The organism is Panacibacter ginsenosidivorans (genome assembly GCF_007971225.1).
Classification (GTDB): domain Bacteria; phylum Bacteroidota; class Bacteroidia; order Chitinophagales; family Chitinophagaceae; genus Panacibacter; species Panacibacter ginsenosidivorans.
Genome location: NZ_CP042435.1, coordinates 4,967,725 through 4,993,193, shown reverse-complemented (window position 1 = coordinate 4,993,193; position 25,469 = coordinate 4,967,725). Strand labels below are relative to the sequence as shown.

Below are 25,469 nucleotides of genomic sequence, written 5' to 3'. Positions count from 1 at the left end.
TAAAGCCACCCTGCAGACCTTTTTTTTGTGTTTAGTTAGTAGCTTTTGAGACTTTTTAGTATTCCCAAATCATTACATTTTTAATTTCAGGTGCTACTAAACACTAAATAACTCCTGCGCGGGTACCAATGAAAATAAAAGACTGTAAAAAAGTTGCCGCAATCAACAGAACGATGAAAGGATTGCGACGCAACAGGTGATGCCATTATATAAAAGGCCGGTATCTGAAAATAGAAGTGGATAAAAAAACATATCAGAAAAAAATGTGGCATGATTTTAAAGTAGTTATTAAAAGATTTAGTTAAAACTTTTAAACCCACATAACAATAACAATTAGTATGAAAACATCGAAACAAACGTTGTGGTTGCTACCTGCTGCAGTATTGACTATTTTAATTGTCTCATGGAATCGTACTCCTCATAGCCGTGAAAACAAAACAGCGGTGTATGATCGCATCTTTTCCAATGCAAATAATTATCTGTTACAGACTGATTATGGGAATCCTGACCCAATGATGGCAGAAGATACTCCTTACGATAGTGTAAATGGGGAAGCGCCTCCTGCTGAAGATGTATTGGTTCAAAAAATACCAGGTGACAATCAACATATCCTTATAATGGCCATATATCCATTTGCAAAGTATTCAGGGCCTTACATAAAAACCAGATATGATAACGCAGAGCTTATATTAAGAGACGATGGCAAAGACTACGATAAGGTAGCTGGCGATGGTGTTTTTACAGCAAAGATCTATGCCGATGTAAACGAATTCAGGCAGAAGGCAATAGAAATAGATGCAGCTATGCGTAAAGATAATTACAAGACAATCCAGTTCTCAGGACGTGAATTAAAATCTGCGAAAGATTGTATTGTGGAACCTTTTGACTTACAAAAACTAGATCAGAACCAGCCAGTTTCCATTTCAAGTCTCACGAGTGGAAATACAAACGAGTTGATAGATTCTGTAAGAAGGAACTGTATTTTTATAACAGACTTGAAGGTTGTAGAAGATCCTACCCGTACCTGGAATTATTGTACGCAAAGCGGAAATATAGATGGGCCCTGGACCTTTAAAACGTTAATGAAAAATCTGGCAAAGACCAGTTCAACCACAGATCCTACTGATGCGGAGCTTTCTACTTTTGTCTTAAAATGGTTGAATAACTGGAAGTCAGTTAAAATAATAAACGATGACACAATTCCTGCCAGATCACTTATATTTCAAAGAATTATTACGCCGTGGCAAACAAAAAGTTTTAATGCAGGGTCACCTTCGGGGCAGCTTGATATGCGTTTTGCGCCTTTTAAGTTAACAGCTATAGTTAATCGTTTCGACCTTCGGGAAAGAGCCGCCGGAATTCCTGCAGGCGAAGGAAGGTTTACATTTTGCCTTATTGAAAGTAATTGTACAAGGCCTTTAGAGATGACCTGTGTTATTGAATATGCCATTCCAAAACCAGATATATGTGACACCCTTCAAAACTGGGCACAACAATGGTTTAATCTTAAGAATTTTACTTTAGGCAGCCCGGGCTATAACGCTGCGTTGCAGGCCATTACAGACCAGTACAGCAAATGGGGAACAGGAAACAGGGTTGGCAACACCAATCTCGACGCTATCAGAACGAACGAGAGAGAACTAGCTCCCCTCGATGGTTCACCCAGGCGATGGGAATTCAGGGAATTTGGTCTCAATGCCAGCCCACGTGCAATAGTGGAAAGACGCGTAGCGCAGATTCCGCAGGATAAATACAATGCCCAGGTTGATAATCCTGATGTAAGGGCCATGGTGGCCTGGATCAATGCCAATAAGGCCAATATAAATGCAGATAATTATACATTGCCCGATACACTAAGTAATGGCAAGTTCTTCATGGGTGGCCATGCGCAAATATTAGATACGCCAGTTGGGTTGCCCACCAAGCCATATCATTGGGATGGTGTTGAGGTAGCAGGCCCTACACGTATAAAAAATACAACCACACGCCATGTATTTTCACTTAATACCTGCACTGGTTGTCATTCCGGCGAGTTACAGACTTTCTTTACACATGTAGACCCGGTAATGTTTGGAACGCAAGCCACACTTTCTGGCTTCCTGGCTGGTAAAGCAGGAAGAGGCGGTGCTATTGATTTTGATAATAACCCCAACAATGACAGTATGATGGTAAGAGATGCGGCTCTTAGGGGAAGCACATTAAACGGGGTTAGAATGTTTAATGATATTCTGCGGCGTGCCAAAGACCTGAAAGATTTTGCATTAACACCTCCTTGTACCGGTGTGTTTGCACTAAAGAATGAACTCATGTTCCAACCAGTACACGCAGTGCATTAATAAAAACAGGAGCTACATTTTCTATAACCTTCGAATTTATCTCGGCTACGAAATAAATTCGAAGGTTTTTTTATACTGGCCTCATCACCATTGGCATCTTCGTTGTGTCACTCACTTGTGCTGCTTAAAATGTATTGAGCATTTATTCAAGTTCATATTCTTTATCGAATACCCAGATACTATATTTTATAAAAAGGAATCAGCTTGATTCCTTTTGTATGTTTCATACTTCACTTAATAACTTCTTTTATTTATTACAAAAATAACTTTTACAAAAAAGTATTTTCTTCAAAACCATGATGAATCAAATACCGTAAATAATTCAGAGCTAAATGTTCATCAATAAAATTCAGGTATGACAAAACACAAATTCAAAAAGATGTTGTGGATCAGTTTATCAACAATTCTTTTACTGGCATCCGTTTTAGCTATACACATTTATATGGTTATGAAGCCTAAAGCTCCTACAGCTAATACAAAGATCATGGCCCGTTTTGATTTTAAACAACCCATTGACAAAACAGATGCAAACACTGTTACTGCATGGTTGTACAATCAAAAAGGTGTTGATCATGTATTATGTAATGAAAAATCGGGAACAGCTGTTTTTACATTTTACCCTATAAAAGCAAACGCTGATGATATATTGAATAGTATGCGTTCTACGCTTCATTACAATGCAGTAAGATATATGCCAAGCAAAGAAGAATTGCAAAGTGGTTGCCCTGTCGCAGCTGGTTCTTTTACATCAAAAATTTATAACTCGGTAACTAACCTTTTTAATTAAAATTCATAAATATGAAAAGAGTATCTGTTGTAGTATTATCCTGTGTTGTTGCATTCGCATCTTTTTTAACTGCTTGTAACAAAGATGATAACAACCCTCCACCTGCCGCTATGACTTTGTATGATTCATTAGGTGGCACCACACTTGTTACAGATCCGGTAGATGCTTCTGTAAAAATTGAACAGGGAAGATTAGGCATTCGTTCCGTTGTTGACAGCACCATTTTTGTTATCGCAGCTGATCCTGAACTTAATCCATATTTCAGTGTGTTACTTGCAGAAGTTACAGCCGGTGACTTAAGTGGTTTCCAGGAATTAAGTAAAAATCTTACAGACTTCTTTTGTGTTGCTACAGGCGCTAAAGATTATACCTACACTGGTTTAAGTATGATTGAAGCACATGATCCTGCAAAGAACCCAAGAATGGCTGCCAAGGCTGCTGACGATGACTTTGATCAGTTTATTGTTGACCTTGTAGCCGGTGCAACAAAAAATGGACTGCCTGATTATCTTATAGCAAGAGTCGGCGCAATTGTTGAAACGTTGAGAACACAGGTTGTTCAAATGTAATTTTGGAAAACAAACATCAATAAAAAAGAATACTCAAAAGGGTATTCTTTTTTTTGATGCAAGACCTATAACGGATTACTTTAAAACTCCTTTATTTACATCACATGATTTCAAGATAAACACTACGCATAAGGATGTGCAAGTACAAGTGTGCGACGCAAGAATGCTGCATAGTAATTATACAATTGGGCACCTGAAAATCCTTATAGTAAATGAAGGCCGGCTTTATACAGGCTCCATATTATCTTTCATTTTCTTTAATTCGGAAATGCGTTTTGTAAAATCGTAAGGCTGCTGTTCAAGCTCTTTTATCTTTTCATCTATAATAAGCAATGTCAGTCTCCTCGCAGCATTTCCGTTTATTAGATTGTGTGTCCGCAGGCATTGCTGAAACAGGTAATCGGTAAGTACCATGTTACAGGATTTTTAAATGGAATAATGGATTTTCGGTTTATCGTTATGCAAGTAAAGTTATTTATATTTTAAAAAAAATAAAAGATGCTATGAATTTTCTGTAGTGTTGTTTCTACGAATTAAGCAGTTTTAAATATTGAATAATTATTCGCTGCATTTAATATCATCGTTTAATTTATTCAGCTGTTGCCATATTGCATGCTCATGAGGCTTGGGAGATATTTCAAAGAAAACTGCAGTATTATTTTTTGTTGTACAATTTTTTATATGCACCAAACAATTTAAAATAATAGGTACTTGTGCTATATAATCGAGCATTTTTATTGTACCGCTGTATGTTGCCGTATCGCCTTGCATTGTTGGCGCTTTTGTAATTGTTGCTATTGTTGGCACAACCTTGAAAGCCGGAATAGTTCTTTGGATAATATTTCTTTTTACAAGACCGGAATAATATGCATTAAGGTTTTCCTGTAAAATATTTGCATCGATTAAAGGCTTCCCGTCAAGCCACCATAGAAAAGCATATGTCCAATGTTCATCGCTGGCTACATCTCCCCATCCATGGGTAAAGCGAAGGTCTTCTATTCCTGTATATGTTATTTGTGGTGCAAAGTCAATCGGAAAAAGCATTTGCTCAGTCGTCCACCCTGTTGGAATATCAAGATGATAAGGTGCTGAAGGCTTTAGCGACTCAGTGTTATTAATTCCGATATTATTTTTTGCATTAGTGTTATTACTATTACAGGATACCAACAAAATAAATACGGTAAGAGGTAAAGAGATATTTTGTAGTGCATGCTTCATACAAAAATATTTTACTCTGAAGGTCTATTAATAAAACTAATATATAGAAATGAAATAGTTAAATATTTTCATAATACTGCTACTTCCTGAGAAGTCCTTTATAGTTATTAAATATTGTTTCGGTTGTTAAATTGAAATGACATATCCTGGATTGTTACCCTTGTTGCTTTTCTTCCAATAATACAAGTGTGCGACGCTACAAAAGCTTCCTGTTTATTCTTCAGCATGGTTCATAAAAAACGCTCAACATGTTTTCGTGTGAGCGTTTATAAATAATTGGAATAATAGTTTCTTTTCTTTTATGCCACTGCCTTTTTTACAAGATCTGCTGCCTCGCTTAACAGTATTGCACTTTGCACTTTTAAACCACTTTCATCAATCAGCTTCTTAGCCTCTTCTGCGTTGGTGCCCTGCAAGCGAACAATGATTGGAATATTGATATTGCCAAGTTTGTTGTATGCTTCAATAACACCTGCTGCAACACGGTCGCAACGCACAATGCCGCCGAAAATATTTATAAGAATTGCTTTTACATTCGGGTCTTTCATGATGATGCGAAAACCAGCTTCCACTGTTTGTGCATTCGCACTACCGCCTACATCAAGAAAGTTGGCAGGCTCGCCACCACTTAGTTTGATCATATCCATAGTTGCCATTGCAAGACCCGCACCATTTACCATGCAACCCACATTGCCATCCAGTTTTACAAAATTCAGATTGTATTGACCAGCTTCTACTTCTGTTGGATCTTCTTCTGTTACATCACGCATAGCAGCAAGATCGGGATGACGCATTAATGCATTCTCATCAAGGTTCATTTTACAATCGACTGCTATTATCTTTTCATCACTTGTTTTGAACAAAGGATTTATTTCGAGCATGCTGCAATCCAAACCAACATATGCGTTATAAAGATTGGTCACAAACTTTACACAGTTTTTAAATGCTTCACCGGTAAGCCCCAGATTGAATGCAATCTTTCTTGCCTGGAAACCCTGCAACCCACCGCCGGGGTGAACCCATTCTTTAAATATTTTCTCGGGGGTATCATGCGCCACATCTTCAATGTTCATACCACCTTCGGTGCTGTACATAACTACATTCTGACCTTTTGCACGATCCAATAATATAGACAGGTAAAATTCTTTTACAGGATTTGGACCGGGATAATAAACATCCTGTGCGATTAATATCTTATTTACTTTTTTTCCTGCAGGTCCTGTTTGAATAGTAACCAGTGTATGTCCCAAAATATTCTTTGCAATGGTATCAATATCTTCCAGGCTTTTGCCCACGGCCACGCCACGTTGTTCAGAGCCTACAATCTTTCCTTTACCACGGCCACCTGCATGTATCTGCGCTTTCACTACGGCAAAGCTATTGCCTGTTTGTGTTTTCATTTGGCGATAAGCCTCTTCGGCACTCATAACATTATCCACCGCAATGCCTTCCTGAACGGGCACATTGTATTTTTTCAGCAGTTCTTTTGCCTGGTATTCGTGTAGGTTCATGTGTATAAAAATTTGATGGCGAAGATAGGAGGAAAAGAGTCAAGTTACAAGAGCCAAGTTTCAGGCAAGAAGAAACAAGAACAGGTATCAGTTTGTGATATATTATTTGAATACGGGCTGAAGTACATGTGGCATCGCAGGTTGTGTCACTCCCTTGTGCGTTCGGAATTTTATTCGTCAATCGTGAATAAGAAAGGTTATGCTGTCGATTCATGCTCTTCAGTACAAGAGTGCGACGCAAGGGATGATGCCATAAAAAACAAAGCTGGTACCAAAAAATTCAATACGCTTTTAGAACATAATGTTTTTTTGATACCAGCAAATCAACAGACCATCAAATCATTATTGTAATATCTTTCTCTGTAGCTCTTCTATTAATGAACAGCACCCACAGGATGAAACATTAATTCATTTCTTAAAGAAAATACCGTTGTGCAGGTAGTAGTGGCGACCTGTTTTAAATCTGTTGCTCTTCGCTTTATATCATTAAAAACATGAAAACGCTCTGTGCCATTACCCCTGTTGGCGGCATCTCTTACTTTAAAAGCATCGTTACTCGGGTTACCATCTGCGTCAACTGCACCGCCTCTGCCAGCCGTTCCGGTAAGAAACCCTGAGAGTGTTGCTGCTGTTCCAAAAAATACAGGATCTACATGTGTAAAGAATGTTTGCACTTCGCCGGCATGGCAACCGGAACAGGCATTTCTTGAAAATATATGCCTTGTTTTAGTGGTGGATATAAATGCAACTGATTTATTATTGTTTACGCCATCCCAATGGTAAGGTTTTGTGGGCAAACCCACAGGTGTATCAAGTATCGTCGATTTACCACCGAGAAAGGCAAATCCATCATAAATATTTGGTACCTCATATGCGTCACTGTCTATTCCTGCAGAATTTTCATTGACAAATTTCACCATGCGTTCCACATCAGCATTATCAATTTGTGCATTATACCTGTCTGCAGGTATTTGCGACACGGTTTTTTGAACAAGCGCATGCACATTTCCATTTAAACCAAATTCCCTGAACTCCCAACGGGGAGGATCTGTGGCAGCAAGCGCAACTTCATTGGTACGCACCGCATCTATGCTGCTTTGATGCGTCCGGTTAGGATTAGACCCGCAAAGTGTAAATTGGTCTGTGATAGCCTGCAAAGCCGAAAGATATTGTGAAGAGCCTAATGTAAGATCCTTTAGTTTAAACCATTGTGTTGCCCAGCTTTTCAAAGAATCACAAACATCTTTCTTATTAATGCCATATTCAAAGATGGTAGTGAAATTTTCAGCAGTGGTGCAATCAGCATTTATCAGGCAAAAGATCATCCTTCCTTCACCCGCCGGAATACCTGAAGCTCTTTCTCTAAGATCAAACCGATTTACAATTGCAGTTAATTTAAAGGGTGCAAAACGCATATCAAGAAAACCTTCCGGGTTACCTGCGGCAAGGCTTTTTGCAAGCCAAGGATTTAAAATTTTATCATTCACCAATGTTCTTGCAGGCACAGTATCTTCATTAATTATTTTTTGTACGGCCCAGCTATTCAACCAGGCTTTTACAAAATCCGAAACGGTTTGGTCTGAAGCAGGTTGAGAAGGATCCTGTGTTGCCAGGTTTTTCATTAATGTTTTAAAGGTCCAGGGACCATCCACATTCCCCGTTTGTGTACAACAATTCCACGTGCGTGTTGGGTCTTCCACTACAGAAAGATCTGTAAGAAAGATACAGTTATTTCTAACCTTATCTAAAGTAGTGCTACCAGCCGGTGCCGCAGTAAGATTACTTATTGATACGGCTTCATTGTTATCAAATTTAATTTCACTAAATGGATTTGTATCGCAGGCTTTGCTGTAATTAAATTCCCTGTCAACAAAAAGCGGCTCCCAATTATCTTTGATCGTTTCTTTCAACATGCTCAGGGCCTGCTTCCTGAATTCTTTTACATCTGTATAGATTTTAGCGGTATATACACCATCACCGGCAACTTTATCATTACCTGTTCCATCGTCTCTCAAGACTACATCTTCTCCCCCATTGTTGATGGTTACAAATTTTTCCCTGAACGAAGCATTTGCATACACCGCCATCACGAGTATATGAAAATTATCTCCGGGTATGCGTTGCACCATTACATCATCTGCAGGTGGTATTTTTTTAGGATTACTTAAATTGTATGCCCAATCAAATTCATTTGTTATGCCGGCATCAAAATCCGAAAAATCTGCTGCAGCACGCCTCGACGAAAAAAATGCATCATACGAAGAACTATTATTTTGCTGTTGGTCTTTTTTGTTGTTTCTGTTCCAGGAAAGTGATAATAAAATAATAGCAGCAGAAATGGCTAGCGTGAAGATTTGTTTTGAAGGTCCCATAAGTTTTTTATTTGAGGTAAGTTGAAAAAGTTTTTCCGGTTAAAAATTAGCGGTATATCAGGGAGGTATGGATCAAGCTGGTGTATACGATAAAAGTACTACAATATAATACATTTTAAAAGGGATTTCGAATTTTTATTTCATAATATATATGTGGTATTTTATTTTAAATTATAGAATTACTTTTCGTATTCGAACTGTTCATTAACGAATAAGATGCCGAAGTGTGCGACGCAACAAAAGCCTAATTTTTATTTTACAGACCGGCATAAAAAAACCGTTCGCTTTATGAACGGTTTGAATTGATAATATTATAAATATTAATGAACAGCGCCTACCGGGTGAAACATCAGATTATTCCGCAAAGAGAATACTGTTGCACATGCAGTAGTTGCCACCTGTTTTAAATCCATGGCTCGTCTTTTGATATCGCTGAAAGTATGAAACCTGTCTTGGGTTGTGGTTCCGCGGTTCGCTGCATCTTTTACCTTGAATACATCGTTAGTAGAATCTCCATCTGAATCAATAGCTCCTCCTCTACCAGCCTTACCTGTTAGAAAACCTGAAAGCGTTGCCTGGGTTCCAAAAAAGACAGGATCTACATGTGTGAAGAAAGTTTGTACCTCTCCGGCATGACAACCGCTACAAACATTTCTAGAAAAGACATGACGCGTTGTTGTTGATTTTATAAATGCGGCAGTCTTATTATTCTCTACACCATCCCAATGATAGGGCTTTGTTGGCAGGCCTATAGGTGTATCAAGTATGGTTGATTTACCTGCAAGAAATGGAAAACTATCATAAACATCAGGTACATTATAATTTTCTACATCAATAAGGGAATCATTTTCATTTATAAATTTTACCATACGTTCAACATCGGTATTATCAATTTGTACATTGTATTTATCTGCCGGTGCCTGGCTAACTGTTTTTTGCACCAATGCATGCGAATGTGGGTTTAATCCAAATTCCCTGAACTCCCATCTTGGTGGATGTGTTGCATCTGAAGATGCCAAAGCAACTTCATTTGTTCTTACAGCATCAATGCAGCTTTGATTTGTTTTATTAGGATTTGTGCCGCAAAGCGTAAACTGGTCTGTTATTTTTTGTAATGCCGTCAAGTATTCAGGGCTTCCTAAAGTAAGATCTTTTAGATTATACCATTGTGTAGCCCAGTTACGCAAAGAATCACACACATCTGGTTTGTTGATACCATATTCAAAAATTAGTGTAAAATCTTCTGCCTTTGAACAATCTGAATTAATAAGGCAGAATATCATTCTTCCTTCTCCTGCAGGTATTCCGCTTGCACGCTCTCGCAGGTCAAAACGGTTTACAATTGCTGTTAATTTAAAAGGAGCAAAACGCATATCAAGAAATCCATCTACATTACCTGCGGCTTTACTCTTGTCTAGCCACGGATTCAGGATTTTTTCATTCACGAGTTTTCTTGCCGGAACTGTATCACTGTTAATAATTTTCTGTCTTGCCCAGCTATTCAGCCAGCTCTTTACAAAATCTGAAACAGCTTGATCTGATGCAGGTTGCGAGGGTATCTGGGTCGCAAGGTTTTTCATGAGTGTTTTAAAAGTCCACGCACCATTTATATTACCTGTTTGTGTACAAAAATTCCATGTTCTGGCAGGATCTTCAACTACAGAAACATCAGTAAGAAAAATACTGTTTTGTCTAACCTTTCCAATCTGTACTGTTTCACCAGCAGTTGTAAGATTTACAATTGAAACAGGTTCATTGTTATCAAACTTTGTTTCGCTAAAAGGATTTACATCGCAGAGTGTACTTGCCTTGAATTCACGGTCAACAAATAAAGGTTGCCATTTATTTTTAATAGTTTCTTTTAGCATTTCAATAGCCAGTTTCCTGAATTCTTTTACATCAGTAAAAATTTTCGTTGTGTAAACACCATCTCCTGCAACTTTATCATCTCCACTACCATCATCGCGTAAAGAAATGTCTTCACCACCATAATTGATCGTGACAAAATTTTCATGATAAGCAGCATAACTATAAACTGCCATTACAAGTAAATGATTATTATCACCAGGAATTCTTTGAACCATCACATCATCTGCAGGTGGTACTTTTTTGGGCTTTGTCGTGTTATAAGCCCAGTCAAATTCATCAGTATTATCATCACCTTGAAAGGAATTCAGGTCATCAGTTGGAGGTGAAAAAAAATAATCATAAACAGTTTCATGGCTGATGGCACTGTTGGGTGAATTACTATTTCTTGTCCAGGAAACAAAAAAGAAAATAAAAATAGCAGCAAGATTCAGGTACAAAATTTTCTTTGAAGTTCTCATAAAGTTTCTATGTTTGAGTACAGTTGAAAAAAGTAGGTTTTTCAAAAAATAGCGGTTGCTTTTTCAGAAGATATACGGATCAAATTATATTTGATAAAATGCTTACCTAAATTTCACTACTTACCCAGCTAAAAAATTTATTGAACTTTATTGCGTCGCACTTTCCTACAGCAGTTTCATCACCCGGGCATTTCAGCTTTGGTAGCACAATAAATTCCACACATTACTATTATTTCAAAAATGAAGCCACTTATTAAAAAATTAGTTACAACGATCTCACTGAATTTCTTTATTTATAGTTGCATGATAACTGGTGCTATTATAAATAACGCTGAAGTTCTGATGTTGTAACTATGTTTATCGCCACCTTTAAAAAACAAATCTACTTGTAACAAAAACTGTAAACACTGATAGTGATCATTACGTTATTTGATTATCATCATTTATACATTTTAAATATTTTATGTTGCAAGCTGTAGTATTTCAATTGAACATCCTTGCGTCGCACACTTCAACGCTTTGCTCGTTGCTGAATAAAGAAAAGAAAGTCTACGTGTGCGACGCAACGGATGTATAATATATATGCTGTCGCTGGCGTCATAAATAAAAAAGGTCGCTCAAAATTTTGAGCGACCTTTTATCAAATGCGTAACTAATTAATTTTTACTCTCTTCTTTGTTTGCTTTCTTTTCCTGTATCATTTGCAGTAATTGCAAGCCCATTAAACCACTCAAACTTCCATCGCTGCCGTTGCCGCCACTAACAATAAGATCAGGAATAATTTTTATGTTGCCTTTGCCAATTTCTTCAGTGATCTTGTATTTGGTAAAGTTATCCCCACCCATTGCTTTCACCTGCAACTCATAAGCTTCTGCAGTTGATTTACCGACAGCCATAATTTTTTCTGCTTCTGCCAAGCCGGTTTTACTGATTCGCTCTGCATCAGCACTGGCATTGAGTTTTGTGGCTTCTGCCTGTGCAGCGGCTCTCATTTTTGTAGCTTCTGCTTCTGCATTTGCCCGCATCTTTGTTGCGGTTGCTTCTGCATCAACCTGAAGTTTTAAACTTGTTGCATCACCTTCTGCTTTTTTTACCGTTGCATCTGCAGTGCGCTGAGAAATTTCTACACTTTGTTGTGCCTTTACAATTTCTTTCTGCATTTCAGCAATGGCTGTTTCCTTTTCTTTACCCTGGCGCTTTTCCTGTGCCATGCGCTGTGTCTCATAAGTTTTTTCTTCTTCCTGTGCGATTTTTCTGTCAGTCAGCGTTTTCATCAATGCTTCAGGTGGAACGATGTCACCGATCAAAGTATCAACTGCATTTACATTGTAATCATCGAGTACCGCTTTAATATGTTCTTTTGCAGAACTCTGTCTTTCTTTACGGGTACTTAAGAAACTGATCACATCACTATCCTGTGCAGAATTTCTGAAATAGTTACCAATGGTTGGTTCTAGCACTTGTGATACAAGATTGCCCATACTACCAAAACGGGCAATAACTTTTGGAGCTTCAGTTGCAGGAATATGAATGATCTGCGCCACATCAAGATTGAAAGGGAAACCATCTTTACTGCGCACGGTAATGGTAGACAAGTTTTTGTCAAGCATATGTGCTTCGCTTCTTGCATTTGCCCAATTTAATACAAGGTTTGTTGTTGGCACCAATTCCACCTTCATCGTGTATTTGTTGATCGGATATTTACCGGGTCCCAGTGGCTCCATCCAAACTCCGCGAAAACCTTTACTTACAATGTTACCGTGTTTAAAACTTTCGCCGGTAAGGTCTTTACCGTCTTCACCAATATAACTAATCACGACTCCAACATGACCAATAGGCACATCAGTCATCGGGTTCTCTTCTATCTGTACTGCCCATGGATTGATATAATAACTACCTGCTAATATTACCTGCGGCTGTAATCCACGGCAACCACCATTATTCATGAAAGTATCAATATCCTGGAAGTTGTTATGGCCTTCAACATTACTACCGGCGATCTGCCCTTGTGGAATTGGTTGACCATCCAGGGAAGTAATGATGCCCACCATATTTTCATTAATGATAACCTGGTCTGCAATTGTTACATCAAATAAAAAACTATTGATACGATAAGAACCTGCAGTGATGTATGCCGTTTGCCGGCCACGCTGGCCACCATTGTCCAGGAACTTTTGAGCATCCTGGAAATTATCGCTGTCAACTTTACGGGCAAGAATTCTACCCGTTGGAATTTCAGCACCGTCCTTACTCAACACCAATCCAATCTTGCCTTCCGGAATAACAGTGAAAGCGATCATGTCTACTCCAAACTGCCATGGCCACATACCCCAATACAATCCAGGAGCAAGGGTTTTAGCCTGGAAGCCTGCTTCACCTTTTGTTGCAATGATGCGACCGTCAGGCAACTCACGGTTAGCACCAACAAGCACGAATTTTTTTGTAACAAGACCAATTTTGTTTTCAGGCACCATCACCATACCAAAGAAAACACGCAATATAAATTTGTAAAATAGTAGTGATAAAACGATCACCAGTACCCACCAGTAACCTGTAATAAAATCGTAAGCGTTCATAATTGTTGTTTTAAGTTTTTTAAGAATGTTTTTTATTTTTTTGAACCGGGCATTTGAATAAACATTAAATATCGTTGCGTCGCACTCTTGTACTTTCTTTTCATTGCCCGGCAAAAATCTGGTTCTTGATAATCCAAAATATAGATTTCATTTTTTATAAGCAATCTTTAATTTCTTCTACTGTTTCTGTAAAAGCCTTCTCCTTTTTTATATTCTGTTTCCATGCTAAATTCCTCTCGATAAGATCAATTTATTTTTTGATCGTTGCACCAGGTTTACCATTTTCATTTCCCATGATTAGTACCGTATCAGAAATAGCTACTTATGTTGCAATATCATGAGAAACAATGATGAGTGTCTTAAATTCATCTGAAATGGAAACCTGTAATAACAGGTCTGTTACTTTATCCCACATACAAACATCGAGACCAGAGAATGACTCATCAAGTAATAAGAAATCTGAACCTTTCAGTAACTGTTGAATAATGCTTGCTCTTTGTCTTTGTCCACCAGATAATTGCCGCGGGTATTTTTTTAACTCATCTTTTAAATTAAAGTCTGCAGCATATTGCTCTATGGTTTCCTTTTCTCTTCCTTTTAATGCAGTATTTTGTTTTGATGCAAGTAATAATGATTGATATACTGTTCTCCATTCAAACAAATAATAGTTCTGGAATATCACGCCCATGACACCAGCTTTTACTGTTTCGTTGTTATGTAATTTCACAGTGCCCGATGTTGGCTTTTGCAGACCAGAAAGTATTTTAAACAATTGTGTTTTTCCAATACCGCTTCTTCCAATCAGAGAAACAACCTCTCCTTGTTTTACATCCGGACGTACAATGTCTTTGATACAAAAGTTGATGTCTCTTAAAATAATTTTATCATCATAAGAGAGATTGATATTCTCTGCTTTTAATAATGTGTCTTTTTTAATACATGTTGTCATGATGCAATCTCCTGTTTTAATTTACTATGTGGGAATAACCAATGTCACTGCCATCATAATTCCAAGTGTTTGTATACTAACATTTGCGAATGGCTGAATTATTTTTTCATGTTTTATTTTTTAACGCAGAGACCGAGAGACGCAGAGTGTTTGTTTTATCTCTCCGACTTCGCGTCTCTGCAGTTTTATTGCTCAATTAAATCCTTGCAGTACAAGAGTGCGACGCAACGATGTTTAATGTTTATTCAATAGTGCGGCTAACAATTATTTCTTTACATCACATAGCTCCGCCGATTACACTTTCGTGCATTACTCTATCCGGACTTGTTAGGGGAAGTTTTATGGCAGGCGGTCTATCCAGAAATCTGACGTATGCACATCAGTTTCTGTATCTTGTTTCAGCTCAATTTGCTGCACACGTCTGGTACGACTTTTACGCAGTTCCTTTGAGTAATGTATATTATGATGGCGCATCATGGGCATTAGCATTGCTGCACCCACAATTACCAATATGATTGGTTTCATGTTTGAAATGCTTGTGAATTGTTTTTTGCAGAGTGCAGATCATTTAGACCTGCAATTACGCGGTTAGAATCTTTACTGTTTGAGAAGCTTTACAGGCTGGAGATATTCCCGGGTGGATTTTCCCTTAATCTGACAAGGGTAAATAACTGTTCCAGAAATTTGTTGTTCATCTTTACGTTGGAGACTGGCTCCTTTTTGGTTTGATGGCGTAAAGATATATGAGGTTGGCATTTCAAATAAAGGATATGTGGGAGCAGCGGGACTTGCGGTTTCACAAATGGTAAAGTATGTATTACAAATGGTATCTTAAGATTTGCGGAAAGGCAAACGAGCCGGAGGAGTGGCGTTATAATATTTTAAACGTTGTTGCGAATTACAATATCGCTTTATAAACCAAAATGAGCAATGTTTTTTACAATCTGCTTACCTTAAAAGCCAATTAAATGTAGAGGCGCTCGAAATCAATCAATTAATATTGCGTTCTTACTTGAACAAATCAGAATGTTAAGCGCAATCTGAAATCCTTTTCAAAACCAATATCCATGAAGAGACTGCTTGGGGCAGCCATATATATTTTCTGTTGCGGCCTTTTTACACAAGCGCAAAAAGTAACCAGGCTGGAAGCCGGCGATAAAGGTTTACATCCCTCACTTATTGAATTCTCTTCCACCAATGCACCGGTTTTCAAAAAAGGAAATGTTGTAATAGTTAATAATAATGATCTTAAATCAAGTGTTTCCGCTAATACGATTCTTTTGAATGCTGACACAGATGATCTTGGCTTTGAACATTATCGTTACCAGCAAATCCTCAATGGCATTCCTATAGAAAATGCCATTTATATACTACATATAAAAACAGGAAAGGTATTATCTGAAAATGGCAGGTGGATAAAAAATATTCCTTTGAATTCCATCCGCATACCAGGCATTGCAGAAGCAGATGCATTAAAAATTGCTCTAAAGAAAGTAAATGCACAGCATTATAAATGGGAAGACAACGAAGAAAATACACCTGCAAAAGCAACAACTGAAGATGAGTCAATAACATTGTACCCAAAAGCAAAATTGGTTTATTATGCATCTGAAGATGATGCAACGGCATTACATCTTGCATATAAATTTGATATTTACGCAAAAGAGCCGCTGAGCAGGCAGCTAATATATATAGATGCACAAACCGGTGCGGTTCTTAGCACAAAAGAATTAATCGAAACGATTGACACGGAAGGAAAAGCCAGCACAGTTTATAACGGTATACAAACCGTAAAAACAACATTAAACAATCGTGTATACTCACTCAAAGAAACTACAAGAGGTAATGGCATCATTACACTGAACCTGCAGAATAGAACTGTTTATACAACCGCAGTAGATTTTACTGATGCAGACAATAACTGGAATAATGTAAATGCTGTAAAAGACCAATATGCAACAGATGCACACTGGGGCGCCGAGAAAACCTATGATTTTTACCTGCAAAATTTTAAACGCAACAGTATCGACAATAAAGGTTTCGCATTGAAGAGCTATGTACATTACAACAAAAATTACTTCAACGCCTTTTGGGATGGCAGTGTAATGACTTACGGTGATGGAAATGCTTTTTATGGTAATAAACCTCTCACAGCTCTCGATATATGCGGGCACGAAATAACACATGGTCTTACTTCATATACCGCAGATCTTAATTATGGCAAAGAATCCGGTGCGCTCAATGAAGGCTTCAGCGATATTTTTGGCACTGCCATAGAATGGTTTGCAAGGCCAGTAAAAAAAGACTGGCTTATAGGAAGCGATTTTTATACACTACGTTCTATGAGCAATCCAAATGCTTACAATCAACCAGACACTTACAAAGGCATTTACTGGTATACAGGCAACAATGATAATGGTGGTGTACATACTAACAGCGGTGTACTTAATTATTGGTTTTATCTTTTATCGAATGGTGGTAATGGCACAAATGATAAAGCATTCTCTTTTAAAGTTACAGGTATCGGTATGCAGAAAGCACAGGCAATTGCATATCGCACATTGGTTACTTACCTTGTTCCAACTTCTGTTTATAAAGATGCAAGGATTTATTCTATAAAATCGGCTGAAGATCTTTTTGGTAAAGGCTCAAATGAAGTATCGCAAACCATAAAAGCATGGGACGCTGTAGGCGTGACGGAGAATGTAACAGGTATTGTGTATGCAACAAATGTACCGCATGTAAATGCTGGTATTGCAGAAGAGGTTAAAGTAAAGAAACTCTATCCCAATCCAACACAAAATTATCTTATCATAGAATTTACCGATAACAAACCGGGAACAAGGAACGCGGCTATTTACGACATCAGCGGAAAATTAATTTACGATAGATATATAAAGACAGTGCAAGGAAACAACCGGTTACAGATCAATCTGCCTTCCTTAGTGGATGGCACATATGTTTTAAAGGTTGATAATGTGCATTCAGGGATATTCTCTGTTAAACATTGATTCGGTTTTTCTTTTGATAACTCGGGCTGCCTTTCCAGGCGGCCCTATGTTTTTATGTACTTGGCTTCAGCTCTTAGTAGCATCGCCTGTTGTGTCACTCACTTGTACGTTCTGAACAATGAGCAACAATTGTAGAAGTTTTTAAACTTAATATTTATTTGCGCAGGGCTTGCAGTTTCTATTTTTCCATAAGAATCCTGTTGAACCGTTTTATGTCAGCAAGTGCGTCCAGTGGTTGGTTATGTGTAAGATGATCTGCAAATTGCTTTGCAAAATAAGGAGCCAGCGAACAACCTTTTGTTCCCATGCCATTGAAGATGCCTATGCTGTTATGCTGTGGATGCAAACCCACAAATGGCCTGCGTTCCAGTGTAGCAGGCCGCAATGATGCAACTTGATCAATTATAGTGAATGGAATATTAAGTATGCTATTCAATTCTTTGATCATTCCTTCTCTGAATACTGCCGTTGGCTCTGTTGTCTCAAATTCATTTTCATAACTACTTCCCACCCACCATAATCCATCATACCATGGTACAGCAGACAATGCACCATATTTGTAAATATTTGTTTGTGGTAAACCGGGAATATCTGCAATTAAAGCTTGCCCTTTATTGTATACGTAAGGAAGATTTTGCCAATAAGTATATTCAAATGTGCTGATGCCATTACAAAAGATAACTTTTTGAGCAGTAATATTTTTATAGGTTACATGATCTTCATGTACACCTAGCATTGAAATATCGAAACTCTCTTCCAATAAACCATCGCTATCAAACAATTTTTTACGCCAACCTTTTAATAATGGGTGCAGGTTAATAAGATAAGTTGGCTCGATGCTGTAACATCCAAATAAATAATTGAAGAATGTTTTATATTGCTGATTATCCCCTGCACTGTTGATATAAGAATCTTTTTCACTCATGCGCTTTTCATAGGTTTCTTTCATTTGGTAAGACGGCGCAAAGCTGATGGTGTTCTTTTGTTCAATAATTGTTTCGTTCAATTCTTTTCCAATGCTGCTGTAAGATTCCCATGCAAATGGCAATAATGTTTCTATCATCCACGTGGTTACTACACGTCTGCCAGTTACAGGATTAATAACACCACTGGCAACTTTTGTTGACGAGAATGGTTGTAGTTCATCAATAACCAAAACAGTTTTGTCTTGCTGCTTTAAATAATAACTGAGGAATGTACCGCAGATACCCTGGCCTATTATTAAGTAATCAACTTTCATATAATGCAAGTAAAGGAAATAAATGGTTGTTTCTACAGCTTATTATTTTTTAGCTCAAGCCGCGAGGCTTAGCTCATGCATGATTCAACTGCACAAGTGTGCAACGCAACGGAAGCGCGATAGCAGTAATATAGTCCGGTTCATAAAAATAATACAAGATTTACTGCCCTGCATTCTCTACGTTGATCCTGATTCCTTCACTGCGTGCATTGAATTCCGGCGCATACATGCATTGAATATTGGCTACCCCAACAGAAAAATTTCCGGTATGTGTAATGTATGCGGGATACTCAAACACATACGTTCCTTTGGGCAAATAACTGATAAAAAAATCAGTTGAAGCATCTTTTGTGGACTCGTAATAACCAAGTCCATCCTGCCATTTGTAACCACTTAATACATTCGCTGGCTCCATGGAAGCAGCACGCATATCTTTCAGGTGCAGGTATTCCATATCTCTATCGCTTTTCAAAATTATTTGCATTACTACTTTATCGCCAACATGCAATTCATCATTATCATTCACTGGTTGTAATATTTTTCCTGTTGATGAATTTTTCTCGATGAATAATTTCTTATGCAAATTCAATGGCGTTTCTGCCGAAGTGATTTTATCAAGGTCTTCAAAATATTGCCAGTACACAGCACCCCAGGACGGAGGGTTTGTTGCACTTTTAGCTAAAGGATTTGAAATCCCAACATATATATTACCCATCTCTGGTTTTACATCAGCACCGTTGATGCGCTCTTTAAAATAACCTGTGCCTGACTGTTGTTCTTTTTCAACAGAGTTGATAGAATAATCACCCAGGTTTACCGATACAGCAAGTGGCTGTTCCTGCAAGCCACTGCCTGCCAGCAATAACGCATAACATGCATCAGCAGTGGCTTTGGTGGTTTTCCAGTTATTGGTTTGTTTGTTAAGCAACAGCCATGTTTGCATGTTTTTAATATTCGTACTTATTGCTTCGTTATCTTTCTCCTTTAGCATTTCATGCATAAGTTCTATCATTAATGCCTGTTGTTCTATCGGGCTTTGGTACCAGTAGTAACCCCATGGATTATTTTTCCAGTACATGCCTTTTGTGGAATCAACAACTGCATTTTCAAGAATAGATGGAATGATATTCTTATCTGCAAAAGTTTGTTCATTACTTCTGTATAAAGCTGCAGCGATCATTGCTTTTAAATAATTGCTTTGCTTGTTCCAATATTGTTCAGCTTGTTGCTGATAATATTTTTGTGCAGGTTTAGCAGCATCGTTTATTTTATTATCGTTAAAGAAGCTGCGCATGTATAAATACTGGATCTGCGTGCTGCCAAGGTTATCATTTTTAAGATCTTTTTCTTTGATGTTTGTTTTATCTTTCGCAATCTCAAGGTCCGGGTATTGCAAAGCTTTTGTTTCAATTTCCTGCAACAGTGTATTGCCTGTATTTAAGGCACCCAGTTTTTTCAACCTGCCAATACCCGTTAAAATGTATTGCGTAATATACCTGTCAGCATAGCCTCCTTTGAACCAGGGGAATGCGCCGTTATCCATTTGCATTTGTTGCAATTCCTGTAAAGCTTTATCCATACTGCTGCTCATATTAACCACATCAAATAACAAAGCAATATTTTTTCTTTGTTGTGTTTCATTCGCAGCATCAAGCACCCATGGTGTTTCATTTAAAAGTATTTGTTTTAATTCCTGGTTCTTTTCAAGATTACTGATCAAAGCTGTTGTATCTGTTTTCCATTTTTCAAATACTTCTTTTATGCCGGGATGTTTGGCCACAATAAATGCAGCCAGTGCATTGGCATAAAAACGATTGAATGTTTGCTCTGCACATTCGTATGGATATTCCATTACATAAGGCAACGCCTGCACTGCATACCAAACAGGTTGCGGTGTATACTCTACTGTAATACTTTCGTTGGTAAGTGTGGGTGAAGTATTGTTTAATAATTTTTTGAATTTGAATTCTTTAGAGCCTTCTCCGGGCATATACAGAGGCAATGTTTCTGTCACAAGCATGCGGTTTGTGAGAACAGGAATGGTGTTTTCTTCGCCATCTGAAACCTCATCCCCCCGCCCTTCTCCTTGGGGAGAAGGGGGCTTGGCACTCGCTATTATTTTTATAGTAAGTGGTTTGTTGTAATTGAAAGGTATGGTAACCGGGAATTTGATTGCGGTACTTTGTTTGGCTTCTGCAGTAAAGTATTGGTCAGGAAAAACACTTTGGAACAAACCATCTACAGGTTGATTAGTAATGGCATCAAACAATTGCAAAGAGGCTGTGCCTGTTAATGCACTGTCGCTGAGATTGCTGATCCGTGCGGTTAATTCCACCTTATCTCCTTCCCGTAAAAAGCGCGGCAGGTTGGGTTGCACCATCAATGTTTTTTGTGTTACAATGGTTTGCTGCTGTAGTCCAAATGCCAGTTCTTTTGTATGCGCAAAGCTTAACCATTTCCATTGCGTTAATGCTTCCGGCATGGTAAAGCTGAATGTATAGTTACCTGCAGTGTCTGCATGTAATTGCGGAAAGAAAAAGGCTGTTTCGTTGAAATTTTTCCGGGGTTGGATTTGTGGCTCATCTTTTTTAGAGCCAGATTTTGTTGTAATTATAACTACCCCATTTGAAGCTTTTGCACCATATAAGGCAATCGCCTGTTCATTCTTTAAAACTGTCACACTTAAAATATCATCTGGAGGTATTTCATTAATATTTTTTTCCGTTGGAACACCATCAATTATATATAAAGGAGTTGCATTGCTTTCTATAGAAGCAGCACCACGAATTCTAATAACATCTCCACTACCGGGTACTGATTTCATTGCCATTGGCGCAGCTACAATATCATTTGCATAGCCAACTTGATTAATAGTTCTAACTTTTCCCGCTTGCAAAAAATAATTTTCTCCCCAGAAATCTTCTCCTTGAATTGCTAATCTATTATAGGTAGTGTAAAAAATTTCTATATTATTTGGCAAATAATTTGGTTGAGAATTATTTATTTTAAAAGATTCTCTACTACTCCAATTATTATTACTATATCCAACAGACCATACATCCGGCTTGTACCAGCTATGCGGTTTAAACTGGTCAAGCGATGCATCATACATAGCAGTTAATAGTTCTGCTGTTGCTTTTTCTTTATCATCTCCTTTAACTGTTACTGTCCATTTTTCTTCACTACCAGGTTCTGTTTTGTTGCGGTATGTATTATAATCTATTTGCAGGTCTTTATTGATGTATGGAATTTCTATAGAAGTGCCGCCCGTATAGAAACGGTTGTTCTTTACAAATGCATACCAGATGCCAAGACCATTTCTGTCTGCTTCTTTTACGCTGTAGGAATAGAGTTGCTTTTGATTATTCAGTTTATAGAATGCATAATAACTGGTATCGCTTTGTGGCGTTGATTTGTAATCTGTATTTAAAATAAGGTTTACATTTTCATAAGATGAACCGATCAATAATTTTGCCTGTTCCCCGGGTTGTACAGAAGCTGCAACAATATTGCTCCATGCTGTTTCTTTGGAAGCCAATACAGATGAATCTTTATTATAGAGCTGAATATATTGTACATCTTTAACAGCATTGCCTTCTTTATCCTTTGCCGTTGCTTCAATTACGTACCACCCTTCTCCAAGTTTTAAATTTTGAATTTTGAATTTTGAATTAACCTCTGTGTTAAGCGTTTCACTTACAAGCACTTCTTTCTTTTGCCAGTTGCGGTGATCGCTTTCATTTTCATAAAGGTCATAAGGAAAAGCTTTTTCAAATTCATTTTTGCTTAAACTGAATTGATCGGGTTGATCCCATAATCTTTCTCTATAAATTTTTGCCGGTGATTGTAATGGCGCAATACTGATGTTTACATCTGTTGGTACATTTTGTCCTGAAAGATTCTTTGCACTTATAGCGATCTCTTTGAATTCATTGAGCTCTGCTGTTGCAGGAACTGCGACAGATAATTGCAATGATTTATAACCAACAGACACACTGCTCTTCCCTTCTCTTGTTTCGCCGCTCATATCTGTAACTGCTGCTTCAATACTAAAATCAAAAACAGGTTCTGTTGCTTTATCAATACTATTATCAGGTTTTGCAATAAAACTGATTTCAAACTTTCCGGTTGCATCTGTTTTGATAATGCCATCTGCAATTTGTTGTGCATTACCTCTTGGCCAACTAATCTTCCAAAACATCCATGGATATAAAAATCTTGTATTGCGCTGTACATTGAATTTTACCGTAGCATTATCCATTACATTACCTGCATAAGATTTGGCATAGCCTGTTATAATTATGGTATCATTTAATTTGTATGCTGATTTTAGCGTATCAAACTCAACATAAAATTTTGGACGTTTGTATTCTTCTACACTAATGCCTGCAAACCCTTGCAATGTTTCTGCAACAATGGAAAAATTACCGGTAAGTGTATTCTGAGGTATCTTAAACTTACCCGTAAATGAGCCATATTCATTCAGGTTTACTTCAATTGAATCTACCTGCTTATTATTTACATCTTTTAATAAAATATCGATCGCTGCTTTAGTTGAAAGTATTTTTGGGCGATTGCTGATCTTATCTTTTGTTACCGCAATACCTTTAAAGAAAATAATTTGACCGGGACGATAAATACTTCTGTCTGTAAAGAAAAATATTTTTGTATTTCTGCGTTCAAAATCTGTTGTGTCTTCTTCCTGCACATTATTATAAGGCCTGTAATAATCATTGCTCCTTGTTTCAAGCGTATCATCTCCATAAGTAAAATGAAGAATAGTATTTCTCCGGTTGCTGATCTTTGTTACAGGTAAATGAAACATACCGTTTGAATCAACAGGAATAGTTATGAAATTGCCCGCTATGTAATCTCCTTTCTTATTATCGTATGTTTCCACACTGTATTTGACAACAGCAGTTGTAAGCGCTGCGCCTGTTTCGCGGTGTAAGACAAAATAATCATCACCGTTATTGATATAACTAATATTGGAAACATCAAAACGCTGCAATATCATTTTGTCTTTGGAAGGATCGAAGTTTTTGCTGCTGCAAGCAAGGATAGCATAATCACCAGGCTTCAATGCATCTATTTTTACTTCAGTTGCATGTTGCTGGTAATCTTTTGTAGCTGGTAATGACTGCGTATAGCTTTTTGTGAATGAAAGCTTTGAAAGCTCTTTCCAGAAACTTTCATCCCATCTTTCTAATTTTATTTTTTTGAGTTCGGATGCATTGATAATTCTTATGTGCATCGTTTCAATATTCCGGTAATTTACCAGCATCCGAAAGGGCTGCCCGGGAATATTAATACCTTCTACCTGTGTTTGTAATTCAATTGTATTAATACTGTTTTGCAGCTGCAGCATATTACTTCTGCCTTCACTTGCAATAGTATCCTGTTTCAATCTTGCATTGATGATTTCTTTTGTTTTTATATAAGCATACCTGTTGGTAGTATCGCCAAAAGGTTTGTAAGTCCCTGCTTTATCTGCATAAATCTTTGCTAGCAAATACCAGGCCTGTGCAGCTACACTGTTGTTTGCATATTTTGTGGTTATCTCCTCTAATGCTGTTTTATACAATGCTTCTTTCTCGTCAATAACAGCTTTTTCATTCACCCATTCTATTCGTTCAATATTTACATCGATCAATGCCGATGGATCTTTATCAGCTTTATGAAACTGCATCAACTGCTGAAACAGTTGTAAAGCTTTCAGTATGTTAGAAGTTGAATCAACTGATTTAAAACTATGCTGAATAAAATTGTCAGCAGTTGATAAAGCGGCTTCTTCTTTAATTTCAAATGTATAATCCGGTTGCGTTATATAGTTGTTATCATTTTTAAAATGATCAAGCACTTTATGTGCAATAAGATCATAAAGAGTTGGTCGCAAATTGCCTGCGTTGCCTTTTATAATAATAGCATTATAAAATTTCAGAGATGTTCTTTGCAAAGCAGCGGCAGGTTGCAATGCCTTATTATATAAAGCACCGATCTCACGGTTAAAATCATCAGCGCTCCATGTAGCTACATCTTCCTTCTTAAAATTTATTGTCTTACTTCTTTCACTGAACTGCCACGCATGTTCATCAAAATAATTTTCATAGTTATAAGCAAGCAATACATATAAAATACTTTTCTGCACTTCATCTTTTGCGGCATTGATCTCTGCTTTCAGCAATGCATCATTTACATTTGGGTTTTCTTCGTTTATATCATTTTCAAGACTCATCCTGTACAGCAATGCTTTTATCAACTGATCTTTTATTCCTTTAGCTTTTGCATCTGCGTATAGCAACTTAACTTTTTTCAGCGCAGTTTTTGGAAGGTCTTTTGAAAGTATAAGCGTATCAATTTCCTGCCATTGTTTTATATAAGCATTATCTTTTTTCTGTGCATTTGACATGATGGCTGCAATTATAAAAATGAACAATGCCAGTAATCTTTTCATACATTCTTATTGATGTTACAAATTAAACGATTATAGTACAGATGCAAATGTGAAAGAATTACATAAGTTGTATCTAAGTATATAAAGTAGTAAACAGGTATATACAGTTGGAAAGTATT

The 25,469-nt window shown here is 37.5% G+C and carries 14 protein-coding genes; 4 read left to right on the top strand and 10 right to left on the bottom strand.

Annotated features, from left to right (window positions below):
* Window positions 1-338: 338 nt before the first annotated feature.
* From FRZ67_RS21150 to FRZ67_RS21140, 3 genes are all read left to right on the top strand, one after another.
* A complete protein-coding gene (locus FRZ67_RS21150; RefSeq protein ID WP_147192560.1) occupies window positions 339-2,336 on the top strand; it encodes a choice-of-anchor X domain-containing protein in 1,998 nt (665 codons plus the stop codon).
* A 355-nt stretch (window positions 2,337-2,691) separates the two neighbouring features.
* Window positions 2,692-3,123, top strand: a complete 432-nt coding sequence (locus FRZ67_RS21145; protein ID WP_147192559.1) for a hypothetical protein — start codon at window positions 2,692-2,694, stop codon at window positions 3,121-3,123.
* Between the two features lie 11 nt (window positions 3,124-3,134).
* The gene (locus tag FRZ67_RS21140) at window positions 3,135-3,692 is read left to right on the top strand and encodes a globin family protein (RefSeq protein WP_147192558.1); all 558 of its coding nucleotides are present in this window, start codon (window positions 3,135-3,137) and stop codon (window positions 3,690-3,692) included.
* Window positions 3,693-3,917: 225 nt separating this feature from the next.
* Here the strand turns inward: FRZ67_RS21140 and FRZ67_RS21135 are convergent, their stop codons facing one another.
* From FRZ67_RS21135 to FRZ67_RS21100, 8 genes are all read right to left on the bottom strand, one after another.
* Window positions 3,918-4,106, bottom strand: coding sequence for a hypothetical protein (locus FRZ67_RS21135; RefSeq protein ID WP_147192557.1), 189 nt, complete (start codon window positions 4,104-4,106; stop codon window positions 3,918-3,920).
* A gap of 144 nt (window positions 4,107-4,250) precedes the next feature.
* Window positions 4,251-4,910: a hypothetical protein gene (locus FRZ67_RS21130; RefSeq protein WP_147192556.1), complete on the bottom strand. Its 660-nt coding sequence runs from the start codon at window positions 4,908-4,910 to the stop codon at window positions 4,251-4,253.
* Between the two features lie 299 nt (window positions 4,911-5,209).
* Window positions 5,210-6,421 carry an ADP-forming succinate--CoA ligase subunit beta gene (gene sucC / locus FRZ67_RS21125; RefSeq protein ID WP_147192555.1) on the bottom strand — a complete coding sequence of 404 codons (1,212 nt, stop codon included), beginning with the start codon at window positions 6,419-6,421 and terminating at the stop codon, window positions 5,210-5,212.
* A gap of 374 nt (window positions 6,422-6,795) precedes the next feature.
* On the bottom strand, window positions 6,796-8,793 hold the full coding sequence (locus FRZ67_RS21120) for a choice-of-anchor X domain-containing protein (RefSeq protein ID WP_147192554.1): 1,998 nt from the start codon (window positions 8,791-8,793) through the stop codon (window positions 6,796-6,798).
* Between the two features lie 320 nt (window positions 8,794-9,113).
* Window positions 9,114-11,120: a choice-of-anchor X domain-containing protein gene (locus tag FRZ67_RS21115; protein ID WP_147192553.1), complete on the bottom strand. Its 2,007-nt coding sequence runs from the start codon at window positions 11,118-11,120 to the stop codon at window positions 9,114-9,116.
* A 656-nt stretch (window positions 11,121-11,776) separates the two neighbouring features.
* The gene (locus FRZ67_RS21110) at window positions 11,777-13,696 is read right to left on the bottom strand and encodes an SPFH domain-containing protein (protein ID WP_147192552.1); all 1,920 of its coding nucleotides are present in this window, start codon (window positions 13,694-13,696) and stop codon (window positions 11,777-11,779) included.
* A gap of 322 nt (window positions 13,697-14,018) precedes the next feature.
* Window positions 14,019-14,645, bottom strand: coding sequence for an ATP-binding cassette domain-containing protein (locus FRZ67_RS21105; protein ID WP_147192551.1), 627 nt, complete (start codon window positions 14,643-14,645; stop codon window positions 14,019-14,021).
* A gap of 339 nt (window positions 14,646-14,984) precedes the next feature.
* Window positions 14,985-15,170 carry a hypothetical protein gene (locus FRZ67_RS21100; protein WP_147192550.1) on the bottom strand — a complete coding sequence of 62 codons (186 nt, stop codon included), beginning with the start codon at window positions 15,168-15,170 and terminating at the stop codon, window positions 14,985-14,987.
* 542 nt (window positions 15,171-15,712) lie between these two features.
* Here FRZ67_RS21100 and FRZ67_RS21095 point away from each other — a divergent pair.
* On the top strand, window positions 15,713-17,656 hold the full coding sequence (locus tag FRZ67_RS21095; RefSeq protein WP_147192549.1) for a M4 family metallopeptidase: 1,944 nt from the start codon (window positions 15,713-15,715) through the stop codon (window positions 17,654-17,656).
* Between the two features lie 178 nt (window positions 17,657-17,834).
* On the opposite strand, the gene FRZ67_RS21090 is transcribed toward FRZ67_RS21095, so the two are convergent.
* Both FRZ67_RS21090 and FRZ67_RS21085 read right to left on the bottom strand, forming a co-directional pair.
* Complete coding sequence (locus FRZ67_RS21090; protein WP_147192548.1) at window positions 17,835-18,896, bottom strand: NAD(P)/FAD-dependent oxidoreductase; 1,062 nt, start codon at window positions 18,894-18,896, stop codon at window positions 17,835-17,837.
* Window positions 18,897-19,056: 160 nt separating this feature from the next.
* Entirely contained in the window at window positions 19,057-25,350 is a 6,294-nt protein-coding gene (locus FRZ67_RS21085; protein ID WP_147192547.1) for an alpha-2-macroglobulin family protein, read from the bottom strand.
* Between the last annotated feature and the right edge of the window lie 119 nt (window positions 25,351-25,469).